General features: G+C 62.0%; 23 protein-coding genes and 1 pseudogene. 9 read left to right on the top strand and 15 right to left on the bottom strand.

Features of this window, described 5'->3' with window-relative positions; translation table 11 throughout:
- Nucleotides 1–32 precede the first annotated feature (32 nt).
- Nucleotides 33–320, top strand: a complete 288-nt coding sequence (locus EA187_RS03690; RefSeq protein ID WP_115602864.1) for a hypothetical protein — start codon at nt 33–35, stop codon at nt 318–320.
- 8 nt (nt 321–328) lie between these two features.
- On the opposite strand, the gene EA187_RS03685 is transcribed toward EA187_RS03690, so the two are convergent.
- Both EA187_RS03685 and EA187_RS03680 read right to left on the bottom strand, forming a co-directional pair.
- Nucleotides 329–1,003, bottom strand: a complete 675-nt coding sequence (locus EA187_RS03685) for a helix-turn-helix transcriptional regulator (protein ID WP_127779214.1) — start codon at nt 1,001–1,003, stop codon at nt 329–331.
- Nucleotides 1,000–1,422, bottom strand: a complete 423-nt coding sequence (locus tag EA187_RS03680; RefSeq protein ID WP_127779213.1) for a group III truncated hemoglobin — start codon at nt 1,420–1,422, stop codon at nt 1,000–1,002. The genes EA187_RS03685 and EA187_RS03680 overlap by 4 nt, the downstream gene beginning before the upstream one ends.
- A 146-nt stretch (nt 1,423–1,568) precedes the next feature.
- Here EA187_RS03680 and EA187_RS03675 point away from each other — a divergent pair, with 146 nt between their 5' ends.
- Nucleotides 1,569–1,922, top strand: coding sequence for a cupin domain-containing protein (locus EA187_RS03675; RefSeq protein ID WP_206524177.1), 354 nt, complete (start codon nt 1,569–1,571; stop codon nt 1,920–1,922).
- A gap of 87 nt (nt 1,923–2,009) precedes the next feature.
- Here the strand turns inward: EA187_RS03675 and EA187_RS03670 are convergent, their stop codons facing one another.
- Nucleotides 2,010–3,041, bottom strand: coding sequence for a bile acid:sodium symporter family protein (locus EA187_RS03670; protein WP_241250158.1), 1,032 nt, complete (start codon nt 3,039–3,041; stop codon nt 2,010–2,012).
- 246 nt (nt 3,042–3,287) lie between these two features.
- The gene (locus EA187_RS03665) at nt 3,288–3,638 is read right to left on the bottom strand and encodes a DUF6122 family protein (protein WP_241250157.1); all 351 of its coding nucleotides are present in this window, start codon (nt 3,636–3,638) and stop codon (nt 3,288–3,290) included.
- Nucleotides 3,639–3,889: 251 nt separating this feature from the next.
- On the opposite strand from EA187_RS03665, the gene EA187_RS03660 reads away from it, so the two are divergent.
- Nucleotides 3,890–5,680, top strand: a complete 1,791-nt coding sequence (locus tag EA187_RS03660) for a choice-of-anchor Q domain-containing protein (RefSeq protein ID WP_127779212.1) — start codon at nt 3,890–3,892, stop codon at nt 5,678–5,680.
- A 160-nt stretch (nt 5,681–5,840) separates the two neighbouring features.
- On the opposite strand, the gene EA187_RS03655 is transcribed toward EA187_RS03660, so the two are convergent.
- On the bottom strand, nt 5,841–6,617 hold the full coding sequence (locus tag EA187_RS03655) for a glucose 1-dehydrogenase (protein ID WP_127779211.1): 777 nt from the start codon (nt 6,615–6,617) through the stop codon (nt 5,841–5,843).
- A gap of 348 nt (nt 6,618–6,965) precedes the next feature.
- Nucleotides 6,966–7,628: an NAD(+)--rifampin ADP-ribosyltransferase gene (arr, locus tag EA187_RS21035; RefSeq protein WP_127779498.1), complete on the bottom strand. Its 663-nt coding sequence runs from the start codon at nt 7,626–7,628 to the stop codon at nt 6,966–6,968.
- Nucleotides 7,629–7,999: 371 nt separating this feature from the next.
- Here arr and EA187_RS03645 point away from each other — a divergent pair, with 371 nt between their 5' ends.
- On the top strand, nt 8,000–9,322 hold the full coding sequence (locus EA187_RS03645) for an IS256 family transposase (RefSeq protein WP_127779210.1): 1,323 nt from the start codon (nt 8,000–8,002) through the stop codon (nt 9,320–9,322).
- Nucleotides 9,323–9,573: 251 nt separating this feature from the next.
- Complete coding sequence (locus EA187_RS20725) at nt 9,574–10,566, top strand: leucine-rich repeat domain-containing protein (RefSeq protein WP_241250156.1); 993 nt, start codon at nt 9,574–9,576, stop codon at nt 10,564–10,566.
- 141 nt (nt 10,567–10,707) lie between these two features.
- Here EA187_RS20725 and EA187_RS21115 read toward each other — a convergent pair.
- Nucleotides 10,708–11,064: pseudogene (locus EA187_RS21115) on the bottom strand (DUF1801 domain-containing protein); the annotation flags it as partial.
- Nucleotides 11,065–11,242: 178 nt separating this feature from the next.
- On the opposite strand from EA187_RS21115, the gene EA187_RS03630 reads away from it, so the two are divergent.
- Complete coding sequence (locus tag EA187_RS03630; RefSeq protein WP_127779207.1) at nt 11,243–11,530, top strand: hypothetical protein; 288 nt, start codon at nt 11,243–11,245, stop codon at nt 11,528–11,530.
- A gap of 27 nt (nt 11,531–11,557) precedes the next feature.
- On the opposite strand, the gene EA187_RS03625 is transcribed toward EA187_RS03630, so the two are convergent.
- Nucleotides 11,558–12,214 carry a helix-turn-helix transcriptional regulator gene (locus EA187_RS03625; RefSeq protein ID WP_127779206.1) on the bottom strand — a complete coding sequence of 219 codons (657 nt, stop codon included), beginning with the start codon at nt 12,212–12,214 and terminating at the stop codon, nt 11,558–11,560.
- Nucleotides 12,211–12,633: a group III truncated hemoglobin gene (locus EA187_RS03620; RefSeq protein ID WP_127779205.1), complete on the bottom strand. Its 423-nt coding sequence runs from the start codon at nt 12,631–12,633 to the stop codon at nt 12,211–12,213. The genes EA187_RS03625 and EA187_RS03620 overlap by 4 nt, the downstream gene beginning before the upstream one ends.
- A gap of 147 nt (nt 12,634–12,780) precedes the next feature.
- On the opposite strand from EA187_RS03620, the gene EA187_RS03615 reads away from it, so the two are divergent.
- A complete protein-coding gene (locus tag EA187_RS03615) occupies nt 12,781–13,134 on the top strand; it encodes a cupin domain-containing protein (protein ID WP_206524176.1) in 354 nt (117 codons plus the stop codon).
- Between the two features lie 233 nt (nt 13,135–13,367).
- Here EA187_RS03615 and EA187_RS03610 read toward each other — a convergent pair whose 3' ends face one another.
- Nucleotides 13,368–16,310, bottom strand: coding sequence for a TolB-like translocation protein (locus EA187_RS03610; protein WP_127779204.1), 2,943 nt, complete (start codon nt 16,308–16,310; stop codon nt 13,368–13,370).
- Between the two features lie 531 nt (nt 16,311–16,841).
- On the opposite strand from EA187_RS03610, the gene EA187_RS03605 reads away from it, so the two are divergent.
- A complete protein-coding gene (locus EA187_RS03605) occupies nt 16,842–17,060 on the top strand; it encodes a hypothetical protein (RefSeq protein ID WP_127779203.1) in 219 nt (72 codons plus the stop codon).
- Here the strand turns inward: EA187_RS03605 and EA187_RS03600 are convergent.
- From EA187_RS03600 to EA187_RS03580, 5 genes are all read right to left on the bottom strand, one after another.
- Entirely contained in the window at nt 17,006–18,352 is a 1,347-nt protein-coding gene (locus EA187_RS03600) for an FAD-dependent oxidoreductase (RefSeq protein WP_127779202.1), read from the bottom strand. The genes EA187_RS03605 and EA187_RS03600 overlap by 55 nt on opposite strands.
- A gap of 244 nt (nt 18,353–18,596) precedes the next feature.
- Nucleotides 18,597–19,043: a hypothetical protein gene (locus EA187_RS03595; RefSeq protein WP_127779201.1), complete on the bottom strand. Its 447-nt coding sequence runs from the start codon at nt 19,041–19,043 to the stop codon at nt 18,597–18,599.
- Nucleotides 19,044–19,160: 117 nt separating this feature from the next.
- Nucleotides 19,161–19,568, bottom strand: a complete 408-nt coding sequence (locus tag EA187_RS03590) for a DUF6122 family protein (RefSeq protein ID WP_206524175.1) — start codon at nt 19,566–19,568, stop codon at nt 19,161–19,163.
- A 213-nt stretch (nt 19,569–19,781) separates the two neighbouring features.
- Nucleotides 19,782–20,882 carry an SDR family oxidoreductase gene (locus EA187_RS03585; RefSeq protein WP_127779200.1) on the bottom strand — a complete coding sequence of 367 codons (1,101 nt, stop codon included), beginning with the start codon at nt 20,880–20,882 and terminating at the stop codon, nt 19,782–19,784.
- Between the two features lie 84 nt (nt 20,883–20,966).
- Nucleotides 20,967–21,536: a TetR/AcrR family transcriptional regulator gene (locus EA187_RS03580; protein WP_115602873.1), complete on the bottom strand. Its 570-nt coding sequence runs from the start codon at nt 21,534–21,536 to the stop codon at nt 20,967–20,969.
- 325 nt (nt 21,537–21,861) lie between these two features.
- Between EA187_RS03580 and EA187_RS03575 the strand changes: the two genes are divergently transcribed.
- Complete coding sequence (locus tag EA187_RS03575; protein ID WP_127779199.1) at nt 21,862–23,829, top strand: hypothetical protein; 1,968 nt, start codon at nt 21,862–21,864, stop codon at nt 23,827–23,829.
- Nucleotides 23,830–24,075: the final 246 nt, after the last annotated feature.

Below are 24,075 nucleotides of genomic sequence, written 5' to 3'. Positions count from 1 at the left end.
AACCCGGCTCAAGGGCCCTGCAGGAACCTCGGATGGCACTCTCGTCGGAACAACGAGCCTTCACCCTGCACCTCCTGCGCGATCTGGAGTTCATCGATATGCTGGATGGCGAAGAGCTGATCGCCCGGGTGAACACCCTGCGGGCGATGTTCGACGATGAAGACACCGAATCCTCCGGCGCTCAAACTACCCTGGAGGCGCTGGAGACTCGGCTCGAGATGATGCTCTTCCAACTTTGTGCGGCGCAACGCGTCGAAGCGATGCGCGGCGAGTTGCGCCGGACGCTTCAGTTCCTCATGGATACCGTGCCGGAGGGCTGAGTGTACCGTCACTCGCCAGCGCTACCTCTGAACTCAAACTCAAAGACGCAGGGCTCCCGGCGCTTTGTGCAAATCTGCACCGACGAGGGACGCGCACCGATGACTTCGGAGAGAAACTGAACCTCGAGCCGGCACGGGGCGCGACTGGCCCGGGCCGCCGCTGGCAGCGGACAATTGCATTCACAAACCCTCACACGCTCGGAGCCGTCCGCGTCAACCTCGCGCTCGATCCGCGGCATGAAGTCGGTGCGAATGAGCACCGCCTCCAGAGCCCGCAACCTCTCGGCAAGCGGTGGCGAGCGAAAATCCGAAGCCCCGAGCTCTCGGAGCACATCGAGCGCCCGCTCGGCCCAGACATCGGCAAAATACCCCTCCACAAGCTCACCGGCCCCCTGCCGCTCCAGATAATGCACCAGCCCGGAGAGCATCGCTGCATCGCTGCTCGGGAAGAGCTCGGCGCCCTGATCCGTGAGCGAAAACGCCACGGGCGGTCGCCCCGGCCCGGCATGCTCAAGAGGAGTTCGCTCGACGGCCCCATCCCGTTCCAGGCGTACCAGATGCGCCCGCACCGCCGTCTTCGAGAGGTGTGTTACCTCGACCAGCGCGTCGATGGTGACGCTCCGTTGGCGGCGCACTACATCGAGAATCGCTCGCCGCGAGTCACCTAAATCCTCAATACTCATCGCCCACCCTCGACCGAATCTGACGGGAGGTAGCGCGAAAACGCTTCGGCGATACGGCTGGCAGCCTCGAACACCTGCTCGGCATCATCGGGTTGATAGATGCCCTCAACGACGTCCTTAAACAATGCAAGCCAGCGCCGGTAATGATGGCGTTCAACCTCGTCCATCGCCCAGTGCAAGACCGGCGGCGCTCCCCGCTCCGACATCGTAAACGTCGGCTCCGAGCGCAGGACAGCTCGCCAGAAATACACCATCCGCTCCAGATGGTCGGGCCAGTGGTCGATTCGTGACTCAAATATCGGCCCCAGGACCGGGTCCTCACGAATACATGCGTAAAAGGTGTGGACCATCTCGTTGATGGCCGCAATCGAGAAGCGCTCGCGGCGCTCTTCAACTTTCGGTGTGACGACTCGTTGCATGATTCTACCCGGGCTCAAGCTCTCAAAGGTGCGTTGGACGTCGAGACAACGTCCAACGCAGCGAAACGTTGCATCCCCTTGTCCAGGGTAGTCATGGATTTAATCTATACAAGTAGTTTTTAAAACCACCTTGATTGGAGAACACTATGAGCAGCCTCAAGTCCCCCGAACATGGCCACCTCATCGACCTCAACACACTCGCCACCGAGCTCCGTCGCGACGATCGCTATCAACGCAAGGGACAGGTCGCCCGTACCATCGTGCACACCCCGGATCTTCGGGTCGTCCTCATCGCCCTGGCCCGCGAACATACCATCACTGAGCACCACGCCGGCGCCACGGTGACAGTGCACTGCCTCAGCGGCAGGTTGCGTCTGCGACTTCCCGATCGACACGTCGATCTCAGTGCCGGCAACCTCCTGGCCATGGGAGCCAACCTCTCTCACGACGTGTCGGCAGTCGAGGACAGCGTGTTTGTGCTGACCCTGGGGGCGAGCTGACACCGCGAGGCCTCGCTGAATCACGATAATTTATATTATGACAACACGCACACCCCGCTCCCCTGGTCCGAGATGGCACGAGGAGCTTCAGCCCGGGAGAGACGTTGTGCTCTCAACGTCCTGCCGAAGGTAGTGCTGCGCGAGGACGGCGCACACCATCAGCTGAATCTGGTGGAAGAGCATGAGCGGAAGAAGCACGGGCCCAATCACAGCAGTCCCAAAGAGGACGCCGGCCATAGGCACTCCGTTCGCCAGACTCTTCTTGGAGCTACAGAAGACGATGGTGATTTCATCTTCGCGAGAAAAGCCCATCCGGCGAGTCGACCACGTCACGAGACTGAGCACGATGGCAAGAAGTAGGATGCAAACAAGCACAAGCCAGGAGAGCGCGCTGAACCCCACACTCTTCCACAGGCCCGCGACAACAGACGCACTGAAGGCGGTGTAGACCACCAACAGAATCGATCCCTGGTCGACAGCACGGACCAGTGAAGCGCGAGTGCTCATCCACCCTCCAATCAGCGGGCGCATCAGATGTCCGACGACAAAGGGCAAAAATATCTGGAGACCGATCTCGCCGATCGCGTCCAGAAGGGAGGCGCTTCCGCCCAACACGGAGGTGTCCGTTTGCAGCAGGAGTTGAAGCAAGAGGGGCGTTAGGACGATGCCCAGGATGCTGGACGCCGAGGCAGCACAGACAGCGGCAGGGATATTCCCGCGAGCGATGGAGGTAAACGCGATCGCGGACTGAACGGTACCCGGGAGTACGCAGAGGTAGATGACGCCCATGTAAAGGGCCTCCCCCAGCAGAGGTCTGAGCAAGGGGCCCAGCGCCCATCCCAAAAGGGGAAAGACCACGAAGGTCCAGATGAAGATGACCCCGTGAAGTCTCCAGTGCATCGCTCCTTCGATGATGGCGCGGCGAGAGAGTTTGGCCCCATGCAAAAAGAAAAGGAGCGCGATGGCAGCGGTGGTGGCGTGCTCAAAAAAGAGCGCGCCCTGCCCGTGCACGGGCAGAATCGTCGCCACCGCGACCACTGTGATCAACGCGAGGGTAAAGCGGTCGAAAAGCAGACGTAGTTTGGACAGCAGGCCGCTGGACGCGAGGGGATCTGGCATGGTGGGGATCTTCGTAAGACAGGAAAAACCAGACGCCCGAAACGCTCGGGCGCATCAGCATCAGCCCGAGCTCATAGCATGTTCGAGCGCGCGCATCTTCCTACGGCGAACCTCCCGCTCCGCTTCATCATGCTCAAACCACCATACCGTGCCCGGTTGTTGGCGCGGGCCAGCAGGTGCCTCGCCCGGCTCTACATACCTCCCTGACCTCCCCAACCTCCCGCACCGTCGCGGCCCCAGACACGCCTACATCCGGCTCAGGCAGGCCATCCACACACAGTCCTGAAAGTCGGTGACCATATGAAAAAGAAGGCCGATGGCAGGGATTCGCACCTGACGCACAAAACACCCCGCAGCATAGACGCCGATAGCCGGATAGGAGTGCAGCGGATGAAAGCCAATGCCACAACGATCGGGCACGAACACGTCCGGCCATGCAAAGAGATGATCGAGATCGACGAGCATCGTCGCGAGCATGATCAGCCACGCCCTCTTCCACCGCCCCCGAAAAAAGACCCACGCGATAAGCCCGGGGGCAAGCAGGTGCAGGCTGTAATGCACCAACGACTGCGCAAAGGGGAGAAGTTCGACCATCATGCACTGCCTGGTGAATGCCAATAAAGCGAGAACCTTGAGCCGCTGTACGGTCTCGCACACGGCTTCGCCGAGTTGCACGCCATCGCGGTCGATGCAATAGTTCGCGCACAGTCCATTCACGGAGCTATCTGCGCGGGAATACTTTCGCGGGCATACCTGAAGGTTCAACTTCAGACAACACGCCCGAGCACACTTGAGTTCCGCCCCTGGCGACGTCGGGGGTGCACCGCGCGGCACAAGGGGAGAGCACGATGCAGCAACGATCGTTTTTACTCGTACTGGCGTTGACGATGGCAGTCGCCTGCCCCTCCGGCGATTCCCCTGATTCTGTCAACACACCTGATGCATCAGTGCCGGACGACACCGGCGCGCAAGAGGACGCGGATAGTGACCCCCCTGTTGATGGCGGTAGCGACGGCGGCAACGATGCTGGCGATGACGCGGGCACCGACAGCGGTACAGATGGTGGCACCGATAGCGGTACCGACAGCGGCACAAATCCCCAGCCAGAACCTCTGGGCCCGCGCCCGACGCCCGGATTGATGAGCACACCGGCGCCAAGCCCCGAGTGTTCTACCGACGGTGCGCAGTACTATGTCGCCAACGCCCCCACCAACGGCGACGGCTCTCAGGCCAGCCCCTTCAACACCATCCAGGAAGCACTCAACCTGGCAATGCCCGGCGATACGGTCTGGGTGATGCCCGGCGAGTATGACGTCACGACCCGAACCCACACCGCTCGGGATGGTACGGCGGATGAGCGCATCTGCCTGAGAGCCTTCGACCCTGATGACCGCCCGGTCCTGACGCGCGCCGGCGAGTACGGCGGGGAGTTCTTCCTGATCAAGCATCAGTACTTCGTTCTGGACGGGTTTGTGCTGGATGGGAACTACGCCGCCGACGACTTTGCGGCCCGCTATGAGAACTCCGACACGCCGGGCGGCCCCCGAGAACGCGCCTTCCGAAGCATGATTGCCGTTACTCACTGGGGCACCTGCAACGGCTCGCCGGAGTCCCCCTCGTCCTCGGAGGTGTACTACGACTACAACGGCGACCACGCCATCATTCGAAATGTGTCGATGGGGCATAACCAGGTCGACTGCCTGCACATCGCCGCCGACGATGTGCTCGTTGAAAACTCTGAGATCCACCATTGCCTGCGCGGGACCTTTGATACCCAGGTCGACTCTCATTGCGTCGCTGTCACCCATGCCCGTGATGTGCGCTTGAATCACGTCGACATCCACCATTGCAGCGGCGACAGCCTCCAGGTGGACGCCGACATCTACAACAAATGCGGCACGCAGCAGTGGGATAACCTGCGCATCGAGAACACTCGCCTCTGGACCTCAGCGTTGCAGGGGCAACATGCCGGCTGGAACGATGGCGAAAACCCCGGCGAAAACGGCATCGACACCAAGACCTTCGAGACCCCGGAGCACCGCGTTTTGCGTCCGCGCGTCTCCCTGGTCAACGTCGAGGCCTTCGGGTGGGATAACAGCGGCTACATCTCAACGCGAGCTGTCTTCAACGTGAAGTACCGTGTGGACTGGACGATGGATGGCATCAACATCCACGGCAACCAGTACGCGTTCCGCATCCGCGGCGGATACAACAACGAGCCCCAGGGCTCGGCGACCCTGCAGATGGCCAACGTACTGGCCTACGACAACGACAACGTGGCGCGCATCGAGCGCTACGTGGAAGATCTGCACATCTACAACAGCACCTTCGCCAACAACGCCAATCTCTTTCAACACGCGGACTGTCCCGACGACCTCTGCTACGAGGCCGACACCTACGAGATGTTCAACAGCCTCTTCCTCGGCGATCTTGCGGTCGAAGGAGAAGGCAGCACGAGCAACGCAGGCGTCACCGCCGACTGCTTCGTCGATGCGGCGAATCACGACTACCAACTCGCCGCAGGATGTTCAGCGATCAATGCCGGTGTAGACGTCGCAGAAGTCGTGGAGGACATCGCCGGCAACCCGCGGCCGGCCGGCGCCTATGACATCGGAGCGTACGAGCATCAAGCGGACTAAACACGAGTCCCCCTTCGCGCGCTCGTGACGCGCGAAGGGGGACTCGCCGTGGCACCGTTGCCGCTTGAGCACGGGTCCACAGGACGGGCAAGCCAACCAGGGCGGAGCAGCCTTTTGTAACGCGCTCCCGTGGTTGAGGCCCACGTCGCGGAGGTCGCCATCACTGTGCAGTGTAGCCACCGTCGATGACTAACTCAGATCCCGTCATGTACCTCGATTCATCGCTGGCCAGGAAAAGCACGCCGTAGGCGATCTCGTCCGGCTCCCCCATCCTCCCCAGGGGAATCGCTCCCAGAATGCGATCCTGGAAGGCCTTTGCTTCGTCTTGTGGCAGCTGGGCCACCGCTCCAGACACCATCGCCGTCAGAATGTAGCCGGGATGTACTGAATTCACGCGGATGGCGTACCCCTCGTCCGCACAGTGCAGCGCGGCGGACTTGGTAAAGATACGCACGCCTCCTTTACTGGCGTTGTACGCCGCTGCCCCCGGCTCCCCGATGATGCCCTCGATGGAGGAGATGTTGATGATCGAGCCCCCTTCGTGATCTTTCATGTACCCGATCGCCGCGCGAGTCCCGAGGAAGACGCCGTCGAGGTTCACCGCCAGGGTCTTACGCCAGATGTCCATGGTGGTTGTTTCGACGTTGGCGGGAATGGCGATACCGGCGTTATTCACGACCACTTCAAGCCCGCCAAAATGATCCACGGTGGCGTCGACCGCCTCGGCCCACTCCTCTTCCGATGTCACGTTGAGCGAGAGCGCCAGCGCCTGGCCGCCGGCGCCTTTGATCTTCTCGGCCACCGCGCTGGCTCCGTCCATATTGATATCCGCGACGACCACCTGGGCGCCCTCGCTCGCCAACATCTCGCATTGCGCAGCCCCCAGGCCCGAACCTCCGCCGGTCACAAGGGCTCTCTTTCCGCTTACACGTCCCATATCGCTACTCCTGGTATCAGGAAACGCCTCGTCGCGCTTCATGTCGGTTCACTCAGAGCTGACATCCCAGACGGGCCCGGCGCATCGCGCGCCCGATGCCCCTGAGCCATGGAGTCACCTGTGCCCCGGGGCCTGGCCGATCCCACACCCACGGATGCGGGTGATGCCACCCCTGAAGTTCCGCCCTTTTTGTGGACACTCAAGCAACCCGGCCGCGCGGGCCACTGCCGCTACTTGGACACGATGCGCTCCGGCTACCGGCCGTTAAACGAAGAACCTCCGCCCAAAGAGCCCGGCACGGCCAATCAGACAGCCCTTTTCCCCGTCGCCTCGTCGCCCCTACTGCCTTCAATCGTCATCGGGATTAACACCGGAGCGCTCCAGACGTGCCAGCCCTTCTTTCATGGCCCGCACCGCCTCCGGATCGTGCCCTTCCCACGCCTCGACTTCACCCACCACGCGCAGGGGAGTTCGCGAACGAAAGGATTGGGTCGGATTGCCGCGAAAGCGCCTGTTCGTCAGGTTGGGGTCGTCTTCAAAGGGACCGGTGGGTTCCACGAGGTAGATGCGCGACCTGCTCTCACCGGCCGCGAGCTCCGCGCCCCAGATGGACGCATCGAGGGTTCGAGTGAAGTACACGAAGTTCGCCCGGCGAGGCGTCGCTCCGAAGTTGGCGGCGTGGCCGGGCTCAATCAGGTCACCGGCAGATAAAGGTGCCCGCGTCCCATGGTAGTGATTCCACTCGACCACCTCGCTCAACACCGTGAGCGGCTCCCGGGTACGCCAGGACATCGCCGGATAAGGTGGCGCCGTGTAGCCGTCCAGCCGCGAGGAGTCTTCTATCGGCCCATTCACCGCCACCCGGTAGACGCGAGCGTTGTGGTCCCCCTCGGCAAGCTCTGCCGCCCAGATCGCGGCGTCGAGATTCGGGCTGAAGTACGCGAAGTCGCCGACAGGCAGGATCGTTTCCCCCGGCGCCAACGCGGCACGGGTGCCGTGATAGAGGAGCATCGCTCCAGGTGCAGACATCATTTCGGTCATGCCGCTCACCTTGTCCTGAGCCCGGAGCCACAGCACCGGACACGGGGTGTTGACACAAAAAACACGAGCCCCCGAGGCACAGGCTACACCGCCCGAGCACCGACGGCTCTCGTGATCTCGTGTTCTTGCCCCATGGACCTTGTAAATAACGCGAGAAAGGCATGGGAGCCTCTCCCTTCTCATCGTAAACCGTCTTATATGCGGCGAGATGTGCGGGTTGAGAGGGCCCCGGAGAAAGAATGAGGCAGGCTACTGCACCCGGTGAGTGTCAGGCCGGGAGTGTAAGACTTTCTGTGTACGGCATGTTCTAATCCAAAGCTGGTCAATTTTTGGAGTTGGTCATGACGAAGAATCGCCGTGGTGGTCGCCGAAGAAGTGCTGATGAACGGATGCTCCCCGAAGCGCTTGAGGAGTTGTTACGGCCGATGGCCCGTGAGGCTGCCAGAGAGCAGATGACGCTGGGTCAGGTCGTGAGCTCTTCGCCGATGTCAGAGCTGTTGGGGAGGTTCGTGGAGCTCATGTTGGAGGCCGAGCAGGAGCATCATCTGGGCTACGGATGGGGGGAGCGCGAGAGTGAGGCTCTGCGCTTTGGCAACCGGCGAAATGGTTATGGAAGCAAGGTCTTAAAGACGCAATTTGGGGAGGTGCCCATCTCGGTGCCGCGGGACCGGGAAGGCAGCTTTTTGCCCCGGGTTGTGCCCAAGCACGGGCAGCTCAGCGAGACTATCGCCGGACAGATTCTCTCGCTTTACACCAGTGGTATGTCGCAGCGAGACATTCACCATCATATTGAGGAACTCTACAATATCGAGGTCGACGACGGACTGGTGAGCCGGGTGGTTGCCAGGGTTGAGCCGGAGCTTATTACGTGGCGAAACCGTCCTTTGGAGGCAGTCTGGCCCTGTATTTTTGTCGACGCCCTCTATGTAAATACACGCCACGAGAGCGGTGTTGAGCGCACCGCGGTCTACACGGCAGTAGGCTACAACTGCGAGGGAATCCGCCAGATTCTCGGGGTCTGGATGGCCGGCGAAGGGCAGAAATCGGAGAGCGCGAGCTTCTGGCATCAAGTGTTGCTCGACCTGAAGCGGCGAGGAGTGGAGGACATTTTCATCCTCTGCGCCGACGGCCTCAGCGGGATGGAGCAGGCCGTGGCCACGAATTTCCCGCAGACTCGCTTCCAGCGTTGCGTGGTGCATCTGATTCGCAACAGCATGCGCTATGTGCCCAGCAAACTACGCCAGGAGGCCTCCGCCGATGTACGCGCTATCTATCAGGCCGTCTCCTTCGAAGCAGCGAAGTTTGCGCTGCAACAACTCCAGGAGAAGTGGCGTCGAAAAGAGCCCCACCTCTGCGATGTGTGGAAAAATGCCCTGCCTCACCTGGAGAACTTGTGGACCTACGGCTACGCATTGCGGCGGATGGTCTACACCACAAACATGGTCGAAAACCTCCACCGCCAGATACGCAAAGTCACCAAAACCAAGAGCAGCTTCCCCAATCACGACAGTGCTCTGCGTCTGATTACCCTGAAGCTGCGTGAGATTCACGACGGATTCAAGCTACCCCGCAGCGACTGGGCTGCCATTCGCTCTGAGCTTGAACTGACGTTTCAAGACCGCGTTCCAAACTACGTTCCGTGGGAAGGCCGCGCGGATAGTTAAGAAGAGCCGAAGGGTCGTACACGAAATTGCTTGCACACCCGTCAGGCCTGTCTGTCGTCAGCGTTCCCCCGAGCTCCGAGGCACCGGCCACGGCCGGGCAGCGCCTCGGCAGGACGTCGACACGGGTCGTGCACATCGAAGAACGTCGTCAGCCCCATCGAGCCATTGCGCCGGAGTTGAGCCCGGATTCGGGCTCACGTAATATTTTCTCCTCACCCCCAGCTTTTCTGTCCCTGCATCCCGAGGAACGCATGACCTTTCCGCCATTCGTCTTCGTCTATCCGCCCGAGGGCAATCCCGAAATCCCGCGAGGCACTCGGCTTCTGTGGTACCCGAGCATCCGCGAACTCTCGTTTAGCCCCGCGGGCACGACTGAGCACCTCGACGAGCTTATCGCGACCGGCCTGGTCGACGACGCCGAGTCGATTCGAATCTCCGACTTCGCAAAAAAAGCGGTCCGTCTTCCCGATTCGATCGCCCGACTCACGTCCCTGCGCAGCGTGCGCATCGAAACGAGTCAATTCGCGGATTGGCCAGGCGTCTATCGCATCTCGACGCTTCGCACGCTCTTCGTTGATGAGAAAGTCACCGCGCTTCCGGACGGGATTGGACAACTAAAAGCTCTCGAAGAGCTGACGATCAAAGGCAAAAAGATCGCGTCTCTCCCTGAAGACCTCGGCTCGCTACCGAACCTTCGCACTCTCGTGATCGTCAACGCCCCGATCACTCACCTCCCGGACCTATCAGGGCTCACCGCACTGCAGACCCTTCGACTCGTCTGGACCAAGAAGCTCAAGGTGCTTCCGGACGGACTCGACACACTCGCTGCGCTTGAGCGCGTTGAGACGGACATGGTTCCTCTCACCGAGATTCCAGTCGGGTTGGCGCAGCACGCCAACCTTCGCGCGCTGGTGATTCGGGGAGGCAAGGTCAAAAAGCTTCCCGACGTGTCGTGGCCGCAGCTACGCGAACTCGAGAACTTCGGCCCCCTCAAAAAGCTCCCGAAGACCTTTGAAGCCCCGGCACTCGAGCACGTGGTGCTCGGAGACGCGCTCCCCGCCTTGCCGCCCTTGCCAGCGGACTCCCTCCAGTCGCTCGACGTAAACGCGCCTCTCACCTCGGTCGACCCTGCGCTTGCCAGCGTCAACCGCCTTCGCCTCACGTGTACGAAACAGGCGTACGCCGCGCTCTCCGATGACGAACGAGAGGCCTTTGGAGCACGACTTCGCGCCGCCTGGGCCTGAGCGTCTCTGCACCCCGGAGGTCCGTCCGCCATCGGAGCGGCGCTTCGGGGTGCGAGCCGAGAGGGCGAGCGCTGACGTCAACCTGCACCTCTTGACCCGATCGCTCAAAAATGTTCGCCTCGTGCAGAGCAGCTGCGTCAGCGCCTCGCGACGCTCCCTGACCTCGTCCACCGACCGAAATCGCACCACCCTCGAATAACGGGTGTTGGGCCCCGGCTTCTCCAGAATGTTCGTCGGGTCTGGCAACGCCGCGCCTTTCAAAAAGCTCAACACGCAGTTGTCGCGATACGCGCCAATCATCACCACATTCTGCCCATCCAGCGAGTAGCAGGGAGACCCCCACTTAAGCTGCTCGTCGAGCTCCGTGCTCTGAACAAGCTCACGGATAGCCCGCAGAGCATCAGCCCACTGATGCACTTTGCATTCGGGGGTCTGGTAGTGCTGACAACGCCCGCAACCATCTTCGAGATAAGAATTCACATCACCGGTGTTCTTCATCTTACTTCCTTTTGAGCCTGTGCCGCACAGCTCCAAAACCAAACGCGCAGCCTTCGCCAGGCCCGACAGCGTTGCCTGACGTGCAGTTGCGTTAACTCTCCGGAACCTTCACGATTTCAGCCCAGACTCGCAACTCCCCTGATCCAAACCCGGCTCAAGGGCCCTGCAGGAACCTCGGATGGCACTCTCGTCGGAACAACGAGCCTTCGCCCTGCACCTCCTGCGCGATCTGGAGTTCATCGATATGCTGGATGGCGAAGAGCTGATCGCCCGGGTGAACACCCTGCGGGCGATGTTCGACGATGAAGACACCGAATCCTCCGGCGCTCAAACTACCCTGGAGGCGCTGGAGACTCGGCTCGAGATGATGCTCTTCCAACTTTGTGCGGCGCAACGCGTCGAAGCGATGCGCGGCGAGTTGCGCCGGACGCTTCAGTTCCTCATGGATACCGTGCCGGAGGGCTGAGTGTACCGTCACGCGCCAGCGCTACCTCTAGAACTCAAACTCAACGACGCAGGGCTCCCGGCGCTTTGTGCAAATCTGCACCGACGAGGGACGTGCACCGATGACTTCGGAGAGAAACTGAACCTCGAGTCGGCACGGGGCGCGACCGGCCCGCGCCGCCGCCGGAAGGGGGCAGTTGCACTCGCAGACGCGCACGTGTTCCGTGCCGCTCCCGTCCACCTCACGCTCAATCCGCGGCATAAAGTCGCTACGCTTGAGCACCGCCTCCAACGCCCGCAACCTCTCGACAAGCGGCGAGTTCCGAAAGTCCGGGGCCTGAAGCTCCTCCAAGACATCCATCGCTCGACCCGCCCAGACCTCGGCGAAATACCCTTCCACAAGCTCACCGGCGCCCTGCCCCTTCAGGTACTCGAGCAGCCCGGAGAGCATCGCCGCGTCGCTGCTCGGAAAAAGCGCAGCCCCCTGCTCGGTGAGCGAGAACGCGACTGGCGGCCGCCCCGGCCCCTCAAGTTCCAGCGACGTACGTTCCACCGCTCCGTCCCGCTCCAGACGCACCAGATGCGCCCGCACCGCCGTCTTGGAAAGCCCCGACTCCTCGACCACCGCATCGATCGTGGAGGCCCGATGCCGGCGCAACACATCCAGAACGACTCGCCGCGAATCGCTCAACCCCTCCGTGCTCATGGCTCACCCTCGTTCGCATCCGCAGGCAGATAAAGCGAGAAAGCCTCCGCGATGCGGCTGGCCGCTGCAAACACCTGCTCGGCGTCGTCAGGCTCGTAGATGCCCTCAACCAACTCCGAGAAGAGCGAGAGCCAGCGCTGATAGTGGTGGCGCTCAACCTCCTCCATCGACCAGTGCAACACCGGCGGCGCCCCACGCTCCGACATCGTAAAGGTGGGCTCGGAGCGCAAGACCGCGCGCCAGAAGAACACCATCCGCTCCAGATGCTCGGGCCAACTGTCGATGCGGCGATCAAAGATCGGCCCCAGCGCGTCATCCTCGCGCACCTGCGCGTAGAAGGTGTGCACCATCAGGTTGATATCGGCAATCGAGAAGCGCTCGCGGCGCTCTTCAACTTTGGGAGTAACGGGTCTTAGCATGGTCCACACCTGCACATGGGTTTTCAGACGAACGCCAGCAGCCGATCTGGCTCTCAACGAAGCGATGCGCTACCCCCTTGCCCAGACTAGCCTCGAATTTAATCCCCTCAAGTAGATTTTATTACGCACACCACTATGGAGGACACCATGAGCAGCCTGAACGCTCCCGATAGCGGACACCTTATCGACCTCAACGACCTCGCCGCTGAGTTCCGAGCCGACGACCTCTACCAGCGCAAAGGCCAGATCGCGCGCACCCTCGTACACACCCCGGATCTTCGCGTGGTCATCATCGCCCTGGCCGGCGACCGCACCATCGCTGAGCACCACGCCAGCGCCACGGTGACCATCCACTGCCTGAGCGGCAGACTGCGCCTGCAACTTCCCGATCGCCAGGTGGAGCTGGCGGCCGGCAACCTTCTGCCCCTGGGCAGAGACCTCCCCCATGACGTGCATGCGCTTGAGGACAGCGTGTTTGTGCTGACCCTGGGCACGACCTGAGCAACCCTCCAGACGACGCGCCCACGATAATCACCATTATGACAACTAAACTCACCAACCTGACACCGCTGCTCGTCGTCGACCATCAGATGTGGGTCAAGCACGATATCCACACGCAACTCTTAAACCCCGTAAGCATGTGGAAGAGAATCCCGAGCGCGAGCCCGGTGCAGGCTGACGTGAACAAGCGATTGCACCTGGTGTATCGACGGTCGAGCATCACACCGCCGGACTCAGAGCGGAGAAACCAGAAACGCCTCCTGACGCAGCGGGCTTGGAGTCTGCGGTGCCGCACCAGATCGCGCGTCAAAGAGCCTGGCCTCGATCAACCACCGGCCATCGCTCATGCGACCCAGACCGCGCGGAACAACCTGCGTCGGCAGCGCCAGATCAACCCCGAAGTCCTCGCCTGACCAAGCGCTCCAGTCCTCGCTCGCGCTCATGACCGTGCCATCGTCCAGGAGCGCGTAGAAGGTTTGGCTATCTTCATCGTAATACACACTGACCACCTGCTCGTCGGCCCCAGCACTCGGCACGACCTCCCAGGAGACCGTGTTGGCGGCTGGCGAGAAGTCGGAGAGGTCGGCACGAACCAGCACATTCGTTTGCGGAAAATAGACGAGCACTTCCCCCTCGCGCTCCGCATAGGTCAGCGGTCGAATATCGGGCGAAAGCCCGCCCCCGAGCTGTCCGTTCGGAAGATCTCCGACGAGCTCGATGAACGTTCCATCGAGCGTGATCACGTGCACCCCACTCAGGCCGGGCGCATTCGTCGGGCTGCTAAACACCAGGAAAAACGTGCCGCTTGAAGCGTGCACCCGAATAGGCTCTCGCAACTGCCCTGCAACGGTCGGCACTGCGACGGGCTCCCCAAACGTTGCGCCCCGGTCGCTGCTCATCGCGTAGGCGCCCACGCCGCCGACGCTTCCGGTCGTGATCATCACATCGCCGGCCTGCTCCACGGCCGACATGCCAATCGGCAAAGACGTGACCTCCTGGGCGTACTCCGCACGCATCTCAGGGGGCTGCTCGATCCGATTCCAGCCCGTCTGACGCAGCAGACGCGACGGAAATCCGCGGTTTTCGCGCACCCGCCAGATCCCGCTGCCATCTTCCACAGGACGCGAGAAGGACCAGCGGTCCTGAGTCGAGGGCTCCACCAGCAGAACGCGCTCTTCCCGGGGAACCATAAAGCGCCCGTTGGGGCCAAGCGCACGCAGCACTCCGAGCTCGCGGGCGATGATCGTCGGCAGTCCGGGCTGGCGATACTGCAGGGCCACCGGCTGCCAGCGCGAGTCGTCACTTAAACCCGTGCCATGCTCAAAGAACATCTCGCGACTGTAGTCGCCACTCACCAGCCGGGTACTGTCCTGGTAGGTCTCCGAAGCGCCCTCAGCAAACGCATAGTAATGTCCTTCATCGTCATGCATGTCCTGCGAGAGCACCCAGCGCCGATGACCTTCGGTTTGAAACTCGAACTCGGTGAGCGACCCGAGTTCGAGCGCGTTGAGTCCCTGACCAAGCGCGACCCGGCCCGTGGGAACATCGTCAAAGGGGGTCTGCACCTGCGTGGTGCGATGGAGCCAGAACTCGCGTTGAGACGCGCTATCGCCGGCGTCCGTGCGAACCATCAGCGGCCCCTCCAGGGGCATCGCCGCGTCCATCACAAACGCAATGCGGCGATAGGTCCACTCCGTGATCGCCGACTGCGGGACCGCCATGTCCCCGATGAACAACTCCCCACTCTGACCAAAGCGCACGCCAAAGACCTCCACGGTCGATCCGGGATACGCCGCAGCACGCGAGGTATGCAGGATGCGCGGCGCGTCGCCTGCATAACCTGCATCGCTCCCCACGCCCACGATGCCGAGCACGCGGGCGTGCGTGAAGTCGTAAGGGACGTCCAGGCACTGCGTGCGCAGGCCCTCGGAGATCCGAGAAACGCAGAGCTTGCGCGGCACCGTCGTCCCCTCGTCGACAACCGTCGCAAAGTCGCGGCCATCGGGCGACACCATGCCAATGCGCTCGCCAAGCCACGGCTCGCCACCGCGCCATCCAATCCAGGAGTCGGGACGCCCGTTGATGTCGATATCGATGGCAACGAGCGTGTCGCCATTACCAAACGACATGACCAGGCCCGGCATCAGATGCGGCGGAATCTGATTCAACCTCTCACCGGGATCCGGCAGGCCACCGCCAGCGATGGTCGTGCGCCCCAGAGTCGAGGTCCGAAAACCGCGCGAGGTCCCGTCGCGACGGATCCCCACCAGCGCCCCTTCCACGGGAGTCTCCCGCAGCACGTTGGTGGTGAGATCGGACTCAATGACATACGAGACAATCCCGTAAAAGACCTCTTCCCCATCCGGCGAAGTTCCCAGATGCGTGAAGCGCCGGCCCTCCCCGTCGGTGAACCAGGGCATCAACGCCTCCGCCAATGGCCAGGTTTCAGATGCGCCGCTGGACGCCCCGGACACTTCGACGCCAGTGGAGATCACGCTGCCGTCGGCAGGCGCACCGAGATTCTCCTCGACCTTATAAAGCGTCACGAACCCTGCGGCCTCTTCAACGATGTACTTGCCGTGAACACCGGGCGGAAAGTTCGCAAACGAGCCCTCCGGCAAGGCAGGGACGGTGTTGGCGCCAACCTCGGGTAGGGGCACCGGCTGCGCACCGTGAGCGACGACGGTTCCGTTCTGGAGCAGCTGCCCATCGGAGGTTGGGAAGCCAAAGGCCCCGGAGGTGATGATCTGGTCATCGCGGCGCAGCGTGTAATTCGTCTGACAGACAACGTCATGGCTGCCCGGAATCACCGTCGCGTAGCGAACTCGCAGCGGGTCAAGGCCCGGGCACGGATAGACGATCTCCTGATCGGGATCGATGAAACCGTCATCAAACACGAGCCTTCGCCCATCGGGGGTCCAGCGCAGAGTCCATTGCGACATGATGTTTCGCGTCTGCGCGAACTTCTTTTCCTCCACCAGCATAGGACCACTGCCGTTGACGACGACGCGCGCAATCGTGATTCCGAAGTCATCGACATAAGCCACCCGCGAGCTGTCCGGCGAGATAGCGACGCCGGCCGCCGAGCGCATGGCGTACATCGGCGACATCTTCCCGGTGGAGGGGTCCAACAGCGCGATATGCTCACTTACTGAGTTGTAAGAGAGCAGCAACAACCCGTCGATCGGCGTCGTTTGTACCGATGTGACGACGTCTTCAGCATCTGAAGGGTCACCTGAGCAGCCTGAGATGAAGCTCGCAGACACACCCGCAACGATGAGAACCGAGCAGAACGATCGAAACGCACGCGACCAGATCATGAACTACCTTTTGCGGCGAAGGGGGCCGCAGACGTGTCGGAGAAGCACCGGAAAAAAACAAAGCGCCGCATGAGCGACCTGAGGTGAAAAAACGTAACGCAACGTACCTACCATTCATCCCGCACACAACAAGCAGGGGCATCTTCGCACTCACGTCGGCCACACACGGAGCCTTCCCTCCCATCCCCATCTCTGCGAACGTATGTTTGAACGTCATTGTGATGGAAATATTGAGCTGATACGTTCACCCAACACACCATGCGATGACCCGGAATAAAGCCATGAAAAGCCTTATGATTACCCTTGTTCTCCTCACGCTCATCTGTGCCAGCGCAGCCTGCGTGACCCCAACCTGTCCTCAGCGATGAACGAATCGCCATTCGACGGATGACCAACGCCGAGCCCGACGGCCCGGAAGTGGGTCATGTCACCACAAACAACCACTGGTTCCGTGAGCCCAACGACGTCAACGTCTACCTGCGCAATGAAGCTGCGACCACCTACGATGCCAACGTCGTGCTTCGAGACACGCTGGTCCTGGAAGACAACCTCTACAGCGGCACGGGGAGAGTGTTTCGATGTGAGGATGTTGAGGACGAGCGCTGAATCGTTTGAATGTGTGCCGCGACTTTTTTCGGAAGGCAGGTGGCGTCGTTGAGGTGTGCGCCCGCCCCCCCTCGGTCAATGCCTCGTGTGCTCACGCACGCCTGCCACCGACCCGTCGTACGCTGCGCACGCGCCACCGAAACGAGCCGATCGCCAGCCCGCCGAGCACCGGCAATGTTTCGTGACGCAGGCCCCAACTCCAATTCCGCCAGGGGGCCGCAGACATGAACCCTCGGATGCCAGCGAAGCGAGGCATCGACGATGGGGTAGCCGTAGTCTGCACAGGGCAACGATGCCGAGGCGATCAGCTCGTCGAGCATCGCTCCGCCGGGTCGCTCCGACCGGAAACCGGTTGCCAGAAGCACCCGCTGCACCTCAAGCGACTCGCCGGTCGTGAGTCGAAGTTTGAGCGCCCGCTCCTTGGAGGCTAGCCCTTCGACTTCGCCCTCATGCCAACGTATCTCCTCGCGAGCGAGGGCCGTCCGCAGTCCTCGCTCGATATCCGGCGGTACCGAGCCCTGGTGGCGCGCCTCCACAATCATCGCACGGCGCCGATCGAGATCTGGCTCGCGGCCAAAGCTGGACATAAACTTCGGGCCGAGCCAGCCCGGATCACTGTCAAACTGATGCTGGCGCAGCGCATGTCGCGAGACCAGATGCACATCGTGGCCCTCCTTCTTAAGTCGCAAAGCGACCTGCCCCGCGGATATCCCTCCACCCACCACCGCTACACGTTCGCGAGCCTCACAGGGCCACGCATCAAACCCCTCCTCGAAGACGTGCTGAACACGTTCACTTTCAGTCGGCGCCCACGCCGGGCGCCGGGGTTGCTCGCTCGCTCCGATAGCCAGCACAATGTTGCCGGCCGTGAGTTCGTCCCCTCCCGAGAGACGCACCGAGACGCCCTCGCAACCGATGTGCATGCCGACGACTCGCTCTTGGATGTGGCGCTCAGCAAGGCCAAAGGTCTCTACGACCTGGTCGCAATGCGCATCGAAAAGACCCAACGCTGGCAGATCGTAAGGCGGCGCGAACGTCCTTGTGCTGGTGCTCCGGTAGTCGCTGGCGAAGCGCTTCAAGGACCTGGGATTCAGATCGAGGTGATGCACCACCGGCGAGCGCAGATGGGTCATCCCCGTGATCCTGGTGCAGCTCCGCCAGCGCATCAGGAGACGATCGGCCGGATCGATGATCCGCAGCGCGTCTGCCGAGACCCTCGCCTCCCCGAGTAAGCGCGCCGCGATATGCACACCATGAATCCCCCCGCCAATGATCAGCCAATCCAAACGCATATGATCTTCCCCGTGTTCACGGCCCCCGGCGCGTCACCCTGGCGCAACGTCATTCCGGACCTGGTTCGAGTCAACATACTCAGAAGCCAGCGAGAGCATCTCTGGCATCACCGCTGCACTGCAACAAACACAATTGCAACTCAATTGCATTCAGCACGCACAACCATGCGTTTCCACCCCGAAAGACCGGAAGAGAATGCCACCCGATCCGATATGGAAACTTCCCCTCGGATGCAGGTCGGCGCTAGCGAGGGATGGTGGCGCGGGGATGACACAGGCTTGAGAGCGCGCTGGCGGATCGCGACCACATCACCCCACCCACAATGGCGTTGATCAGCCCGAGACCAGCGAGCGCACCCCCGGTTGCAAGTCTCCACGTCGTCCCAGATCGGGGCTGGTCGGAGGCAAACCAGATCATCAACGCCGTTCCGAGGACCACCGCGGTGGTGCCAATCCCAACCGACTCCATCCCCGCGTGGCTGCGAATCGTCTCCACGTTGCTCGCCGCAATGCCATCTCCCAAACCCGTGCCACGCAACATGCGCATGCCGTCGGCGCCCAGGGTCACGCAGCTCGGAACGGTCTCCAACGTGGCGCCGTCGGTTCGCACAATCGTGGAGGTGAACGCGCCTCCACACCCCGGCGAGAGCAAGAGGGAAACGATCAGCAGGATGTGTCGCAGGGCGTTCATAAACGCTCTCCTCATGATGAACTCTTCTGTCGTGCCAGCCGGATGTGTTTGGCGTACCACGACACGATAGCAAACGTCGGTGCTGGCCTCATACACCCACGCCAGCTCACGCGCGCGTTATGACGTACATGCCCCCGATGCATGCGCCCCCCCCCCTTTCATCCAGAGTCCTCCAGCCTCAAATCGAACCCAGACACCGCATCCACACGCAATCCTGAAAATCCGTGCCATGTGGAAGAGGAGTCCGACCGCGACGATGCGCAGCGGGCGAAAGAAGCATCCCACCGCATACACGGCGATCGCCGGATACGAATGCAGCGGATGAAATCCGATCCCACACCGATCGGGCACAAATACATCTGGCCACGCGAAGAGGTGGTCGAGGTCGACGAGCATCGTCGCCAGCATGATCAGCCACGCCTTCTTCCACTGCTTCCGAAAGAAGATCCAGGCGATAAGCCCGGGCGCGAGTAGATGCAGGCTGTAGTGAACCATCGACTGAACAAGGGGGAGATACTCGACCATCACGACCAACCTGAGCGCCAGTCATAGCGCGAGAAGTAGCGCCTCAAGACGCATCCTACGAAAGATAGCCGGCCGACAACGCTTGCGGCACCCTCCCCCCGGACCGCGAGGTCGTGGCCTGAGCCACCCAGGCTTCGTCGGAGCCTGGCAGGCTCCTGTGTGCTGGCGGTAGCTTAACGTCTCCGCCCTAACCTCGCATCGGGTTTCGGTCGTTTACGCCGCCCGCTGTGTCGTCGCGCGCCCATCAGGCTCGCGTTGCCCGAAGTCTGTCGCCACCAGAAAGTCGATCCATCGCTTCAGGCTCGTCTCGATGTCCGGCAATTTCACGCCGACTCGAGACGCAAGCGCGGTGACGGGCCGCGCGTCGTAGCGATCGCTGCTCACAAAGGTCAGCGCCTCCGGGTGCACCCCGGTGAGCGCCATCGGCAGGCAGCGCACGATCCCCACCGGCACCGAAAAGCGAGGCGCGGGCACATTCATATGGCGAGCGGCCAGCGCGATGAGCTCGCGCAGACTTGGCGTGCGCTCATCCAAGACCACCACATGTCCACCGAGTGAATCGGCGTCGCCGGGCACCCTGGCGAGCAGTGCAGCGAGCGTGTCGACAGCGATGACCGGCAGCCAGCTCTCGCGGTTGCCCGGAAGCACCGGTAGCTGGCGGGCGTGCAAACGCTGCAGGGTCTCGGCCAGGCCGAGCTCTTGCGTCGTCTCACCGCTGCGACTGTCACCGATCACAGAGGCAGGGCTGATGCGGGTTAGCGGCACATCATGCCTCGCAGCAACCTCGGCGACGCGGTAGTGGGCCTCCACCTTGGAGCCCTCGTAGGCGCCGTGCGCCCGGTAGAAGCGCGAGAGCGCACGGGCGTCATTCACATCCAGCTCTCGCGCCTCCTTTCCTTCGGTCCGGTAGCCGCTCAGATGCACCAGCCGCCGCAGGCGCGCGCTGCCGGCCAAGAGCTCCACCAGACGCGACGATGCCTCCACGTTGTCGCGGCGCGTGGCCTCCAGTGGCATCCCAAAGTCGAAACGCGCAGCCAGGTGGTAGACCGCTTCGGCACGCGCAAGCCAGGTACGGCCTTCATCATTGAGGCCGAGATCAGGATCGCTCAAATCAAAGGCCGCAGCGTGCAGCTTTGCGCCATCCCCTCCCCTCGCGTTCACCCATGCGCGCAGCTCCGGAAGACGCGCCTCGGGGTTGCGGATCAGCGCGCACACCTCGACCCCATTCGCTGTGAGTTCGAGGAGCAACCAGCGGCCGATAAATCCAGTGGCTCCTGTCACAAGAACAATATCAAAATGCAGACCGGTCATCATATTATCATCTCCAGAAGAAAGAGGCCTCTCTACGGGCCGGTTTTGTGCGCGTTAGGCAACGCGCGGGCGATACGAAACGAAAGCTCAGTCGGAAAGCAACGCGGGAAGCCTCTCCCGAAGGTCGTGAAGAATGCTGGCATCGCCGTACGCGCGAGTCAGCACGAGCGCCCCTTCGATCGCGCAAATCGCGGCGCGCGCGCGTTGACGAGCGTCGTCGGGAGAGATGCCGTCGGCGCTCAAGCGCCTGGCGAGGATGCCGCTCCATCGCTCAAAGACCTCGCGGGTGGCCTTACGAAGTCTCTCCGAGGTGTTGGCCATCTCGAAGGCAATGGCCCCCACCGGGCAGCCGGTCTGACAGGCGGTGGCCTCACACTCCCTGGCGAGCAGGTCGACGATCTGCCGGGCGCTTGTGACGGCGTCTGGCGAGGCGTTCATCACCTCTTCCAACGTCTGCGCGAAGTCCTCACCGTGGCGAGCTACAACTTCGACGGCGAGCTCTTCTTTGCCGTCTGGGAAATGAAAATAGAGCGAGCCTCGGGGCGTGCCGCTCTCGCTGAGAATCTGCTTGAGTCCCGTCGCCGCATAGCCCTGCGCCTGAAAAAGACGGGTCGCCGTCGTGATCATCCGCTCGCGTGTTTCTTCGCCTTTGCTCATGCGTAGCTCCCTTGCCACCAAAGTTCATCGTCACGTTCGGCACCAATGTAGACCGGTCATCATATTCACGCAACTGTCATCGCATCATTATGTCGTAGGCCTCACGCCACAGGGCGTCACGCTCACCATGAACCGCAGGCGATGCTCGCTCGCTCTTGCCCTCGGACAGAACCCTCGATGCATCGGATGAAGCGGCGCTTGAGCCCGATTGGATCGCCCGTTATGCTCTGTCGCACATCGTCTTATCCAGTTTTTCAAGGATATGTCCTGCTCGTCCGACCCTTTAACGTCAGGATGTCTCCCCTCATGATGGGTTGTTCTTAAAATGCTCCACACTCCCCACTTCGATCGAATTGCCCCTATCTCATCACAGGTCTCAACATCCTCCTGGTTGCCAGCCGCGCTGCTGATTGCGCTCCTCTTTGGTGCGGGCTGCGGCGGAAGCAGTACGGCGCAGGCGCCCTGCTCGCCACAGGCTGATACAGGGTGCGAGCACGAAGATGCCGATATCACCGAAGACGATGCAGGCGAAGATGCCACCTTCGACGGGGGTGAAGATAGCGACGTGGAGGACAACGATGTTCTCGACTGCGGTCCCGACGAATACCTGGCCGATGACGGCTCGGAGTGCATCCCCATCCCGGAGTGCGATTCCGGGGAATACGCAGCTGATGATGGCGAATGCTATCCTCTCAATGACTGCGCCCCTGGCGAGTATGTTCGCGCGGAGGCCACCCCCACCAGCGACCGTGAGTGCGCCGCGTGTTCGAGCGGCACATTCAGCACCGAGACCAATGCAGCAAGCTGCACGGATTGGACGATGTGCGTGGCTGGCGAGTTTGTGGTCGCGGCAGGCAGCCCCACGAGCGATCGAGAATGCGCGCCTTGCGAAGATGGGACGTCGACCTCGGGCCCCAACCAGACGGTGTGCCTTGAGCCTGACGTCTGCCCCGCCGGAACGGTCCAATCTGCGTCTTCATCGACCGACTGCAACGCCTGCGCGTCGGGTCAATACTGCGCCGGCGGCGAGGCCCCGATCACACACTGCGGCACCGGGGCAGACACCTGGGATCACGACGCTAACCCTGCCACGGAGTGTGTCGCGCGCACCGCATGCACCGCCACCCAACACGCCGACGATGAGGGTGATGCGACACATGACCGCGTGTGCACCGCCCTGAGTGTCTGCGCCTCCAACGAATTTGAATCAACGCCGCCGACGCCGACCAGCGACCGTGAGTGCACGGCGCTCACCGTGTGCACCTCAGACGAGTACCAGTCGACGGCCCCCACTCCCACCAGCGACCGTGAGTGCACGGCGCTCACCGCGTGCACCTCAGACGAGTTCCAGTCGACAGCCCCTACTCCCACCAGCGACCGCGAATGCACACCTCTCACGGTCTGCTCGCCCGGCGAGAGTGAGTCCACACCGCCGACCCCGACGAGCGACCGCGAGTGCACCTCAACCTTTCGCCCGCACGTGAGCGCGGGAGCCTCACACACCTGTATGGTCAACGAAAACCACCAGGTGATCTGCTGGGGGCAACCCAACGCCAACAACGACTACGGTCAAACTACCGTGCCCGGCTCCCTCGGTACGGTGACCCGGGTGAGCTCCGGGTACAACTCGATGTGCGCGCTCAACACGGATGGCCAGGTGAGCTGTTGGGGAATGAACAACTATGGCCAATGCGATGTGCCCGCAGCCCTTGACGAAATCGTGCAGGTCAGCGCCGGCAGAGACCACAGCTGTGCGCTCGATGAAGATGGCCTGGTGACGTGCTGGGGTCGCGACAACTACGACCAGAGCACCGTGCCCGCCTCTCTATCGGCGGTAAAGCACGTCAGCGCAGGCACCCGCCATACCTGCGTTCTCAAAAGGGATGGCACTGTCACCTGCTGGGGGGATAACGACGAAGGTCAACTGACGGTACCGAGCAGCCTTAGCGACGTTGTGCAACTCGACGCCGGAGATTTCCATACCTGCGCCGTCGACGCATCCGGTGGGGTAAGTTGTTGGGGGGACGATTCCTACAACCAGGTCTCAGGCTCCATGTCCCTGGCGCCGGTGGTGCAGGTCAGCGCTGGGACGTTCCACACCTGTGCGCTCCACGACACGGGCACCGTGACCTGCTGGGGCCGCGATGATGATGACCAGATCACCGACACCCCCGCGGCCCCCGAAACCTTCGCCCAGATCAGCGTCGGGCACCGTCACTCCTGTGCGATCAATAACGCGGGTGAGGTGACCTGCTGGGGGGATAACGGCTACCTCCAGAGCACCCCTCCCTGAGGCTTCAACGGCGCTGTGGGGAGGAAAGCTCGCGCCGTCTCGTCACGTGGTCTACCCGGAGGGGGGGACGCGGTCTCATCCGAAGTAGACATCGGCGTCATTATGAACGCGTAACGAACCTGGGTGTTCACACCATGTATGAACTGAGGGCCGCCGCTGAGACGAGCGGTTCTTGGTCGACTGGCATCTCGACGAGTTCAGCGTCGATCAGGCGTGCGTAGATCTCGATGTGGTTGCCGACGGGGT

Origin of the sequence: Lujinxingia sediminis (assembly GCF_004005565.1) — a bacterium.
Classification (GTDB): Bacteria; Myxococcota_A; Bradymonadia; order Bradymonadales; family Bradymonadaceae; genus Lujinxingia; species Lujinxingia sediminis.
Note: the sequence above shows the minus strand (reverse complement) of the source record. Positions and strands in the feature narration are given on the sequence as shown.

Bases quoted from the DNA above. Each gene is read 5' to 3' on its own strand.
- EA187_RS03690 (WP_115602864.1), top strand. From the start codon at position 33: ATGGCACTCTCGTCGGAACAACGAGCCTTCACCCTGCACCTCCTGCGC.
- EA187_RS03685 (WP_127779214.1), bottom strand. From the start codon at position 1,003: ATGAGTATTGAGGATTTAGGTGACTCGCGGCGAGCGATTCTCGATGTA.
- EA187_RS03680 (WP_127779213.1), bottom strand. From the start codon at position 1,422: ATGCAACGAGTCGTCACACCGAAAGTTGAAGAGCGCCGCGAGCGCTTC.
- EA187_RS03675 (WP_206524177.1), top strand. From the start codon at position 1,569: ATGAGCAGCCTCAAGTCCCCCGAACATGGCCACCTCATCGACCTCAAC.
- EA187_RS03670 (WP_241250158.1), bottom strand. From the start codon at position 3,041: ATGCCAGATCCCCTCGCGTCCAGCGGCCTGCTGTCCAAACTACGTCTG.
- EA187_RS03665 (WP_241250157.1), bottom strand. From the start codon at position 3,638: ATGATGGTCGAACTTCTCCCCTTTGCGCAGTCGTTGGTGCATTACAGC.
- EA187_RS03660 (WP_127779212.1), top strand. From the start codon at position 3,890: ATGCAGCAACGATCGTTTTTACTCGTACTGGCGTTGACGATGGCAGTC.
- EA187_RS03655 (WP_127779211.1), bottom strand. From the start codon at position 6,617: ATGGGACGTGTAAGCGGAAAGAGAGCCCTTGTGACCGGCGGAGGTTCG.
- arr (WP_127779498.1), bottom strand. From the start codon at position 7,628: ATGCTCCTCTATCACGGCACCCGTGCCGCGTTGGCGCCGGGGGAAACG.
- EA187_RS03645 (WP_127779210.1), top strand. From the start codon at position 8,000: ATGACGAAGAATCGCCGTGGTGGTCGCCGAAGAAGTGCTGATGAACGG.
- EA187_RS20725 (WP_241250156.1), top strand. From the start codon at position 9,574: ATGACCTTTCCGCCATTCGTCTTCGTCTATCCGCCCGAGGGCAATCCC.
- EA187_RS03630 (WP_127779207.1), top strand. From the start codon at position 11,243: ATGGCACTCTCGTCGGAACAACGAGCCTTCGCCCTGCACCTCCTGCGC.
- EA187_RS03625 (WP_127779206.1), bottom strand. From the start codon at position 12,214: ATGAGCACGGAGGGGTTGAGCGATTCGCGGCGAGTCGTTCTGGATGTG.
- EA187_RS03620 (WP_127779205.1), bottom strand. From the start codon at position 12,633: ATGCTAAGACCCGTTACTCCCAAAGTTGAAGAGCGCCGCGAGCGCTTC.
- EA187_RS03615 (WP_206524176.1), top strand. From the start codon at position 12,781: ATGAGCAGCCTGAACGCTCCCGATAGCGGACACCTTATCGACCTCAAC.
- EA187_RS03605 (WP_127779203.1), top strand. From the start codon at position 16,842: ATGACCAACGCCGAGCCCGACGGCCCGGAAGTGGGTCATGTCACCACA.
- EA187_RS03600 (WP_127779202.1), bottom strand. From the start codon at position 18,352: ATGCGTTTGGATTGGCTGATCATTGGCGGGGGGATTCATGGTGTGCAT.
- EA187_RS03595 (WP_127779201.1), bottom strand. From the start codon at position 19,043: ATGAACGCCCTGCGACACATCCTGCTGATCGTTTCCCTCTTGCTCTCG.
- EA187_RS03590 (WP_206524175.1), bottom strand. From the start codon at position 19,568: ATGGTCGAGTATCTCCCCCTTGTTCAGTCGATGGTTCACTACAGCCTG.
- EA187_RS03585 (WP_127779200.1), bottom strand. From the start codon at position 20,882: ATGATGACCGGTCTGCATTTTGATATTGTTCTTGTGACAGGAGCCACT.
- EA187_RS03580 (WP_115602873.1), bottom strand. From the start codon at position 21,536: ATGAGCAAAGGCGAAGAAACACGCGAGCGGATGATCACGACGGCGACC.
- EA187_RS03575 (WP_127779199.1), top strand. From the start codon at position 21,862: ATGCTCCACACTCCCCACTTCGATCGAATTGCCCCTATCTCATCACAG.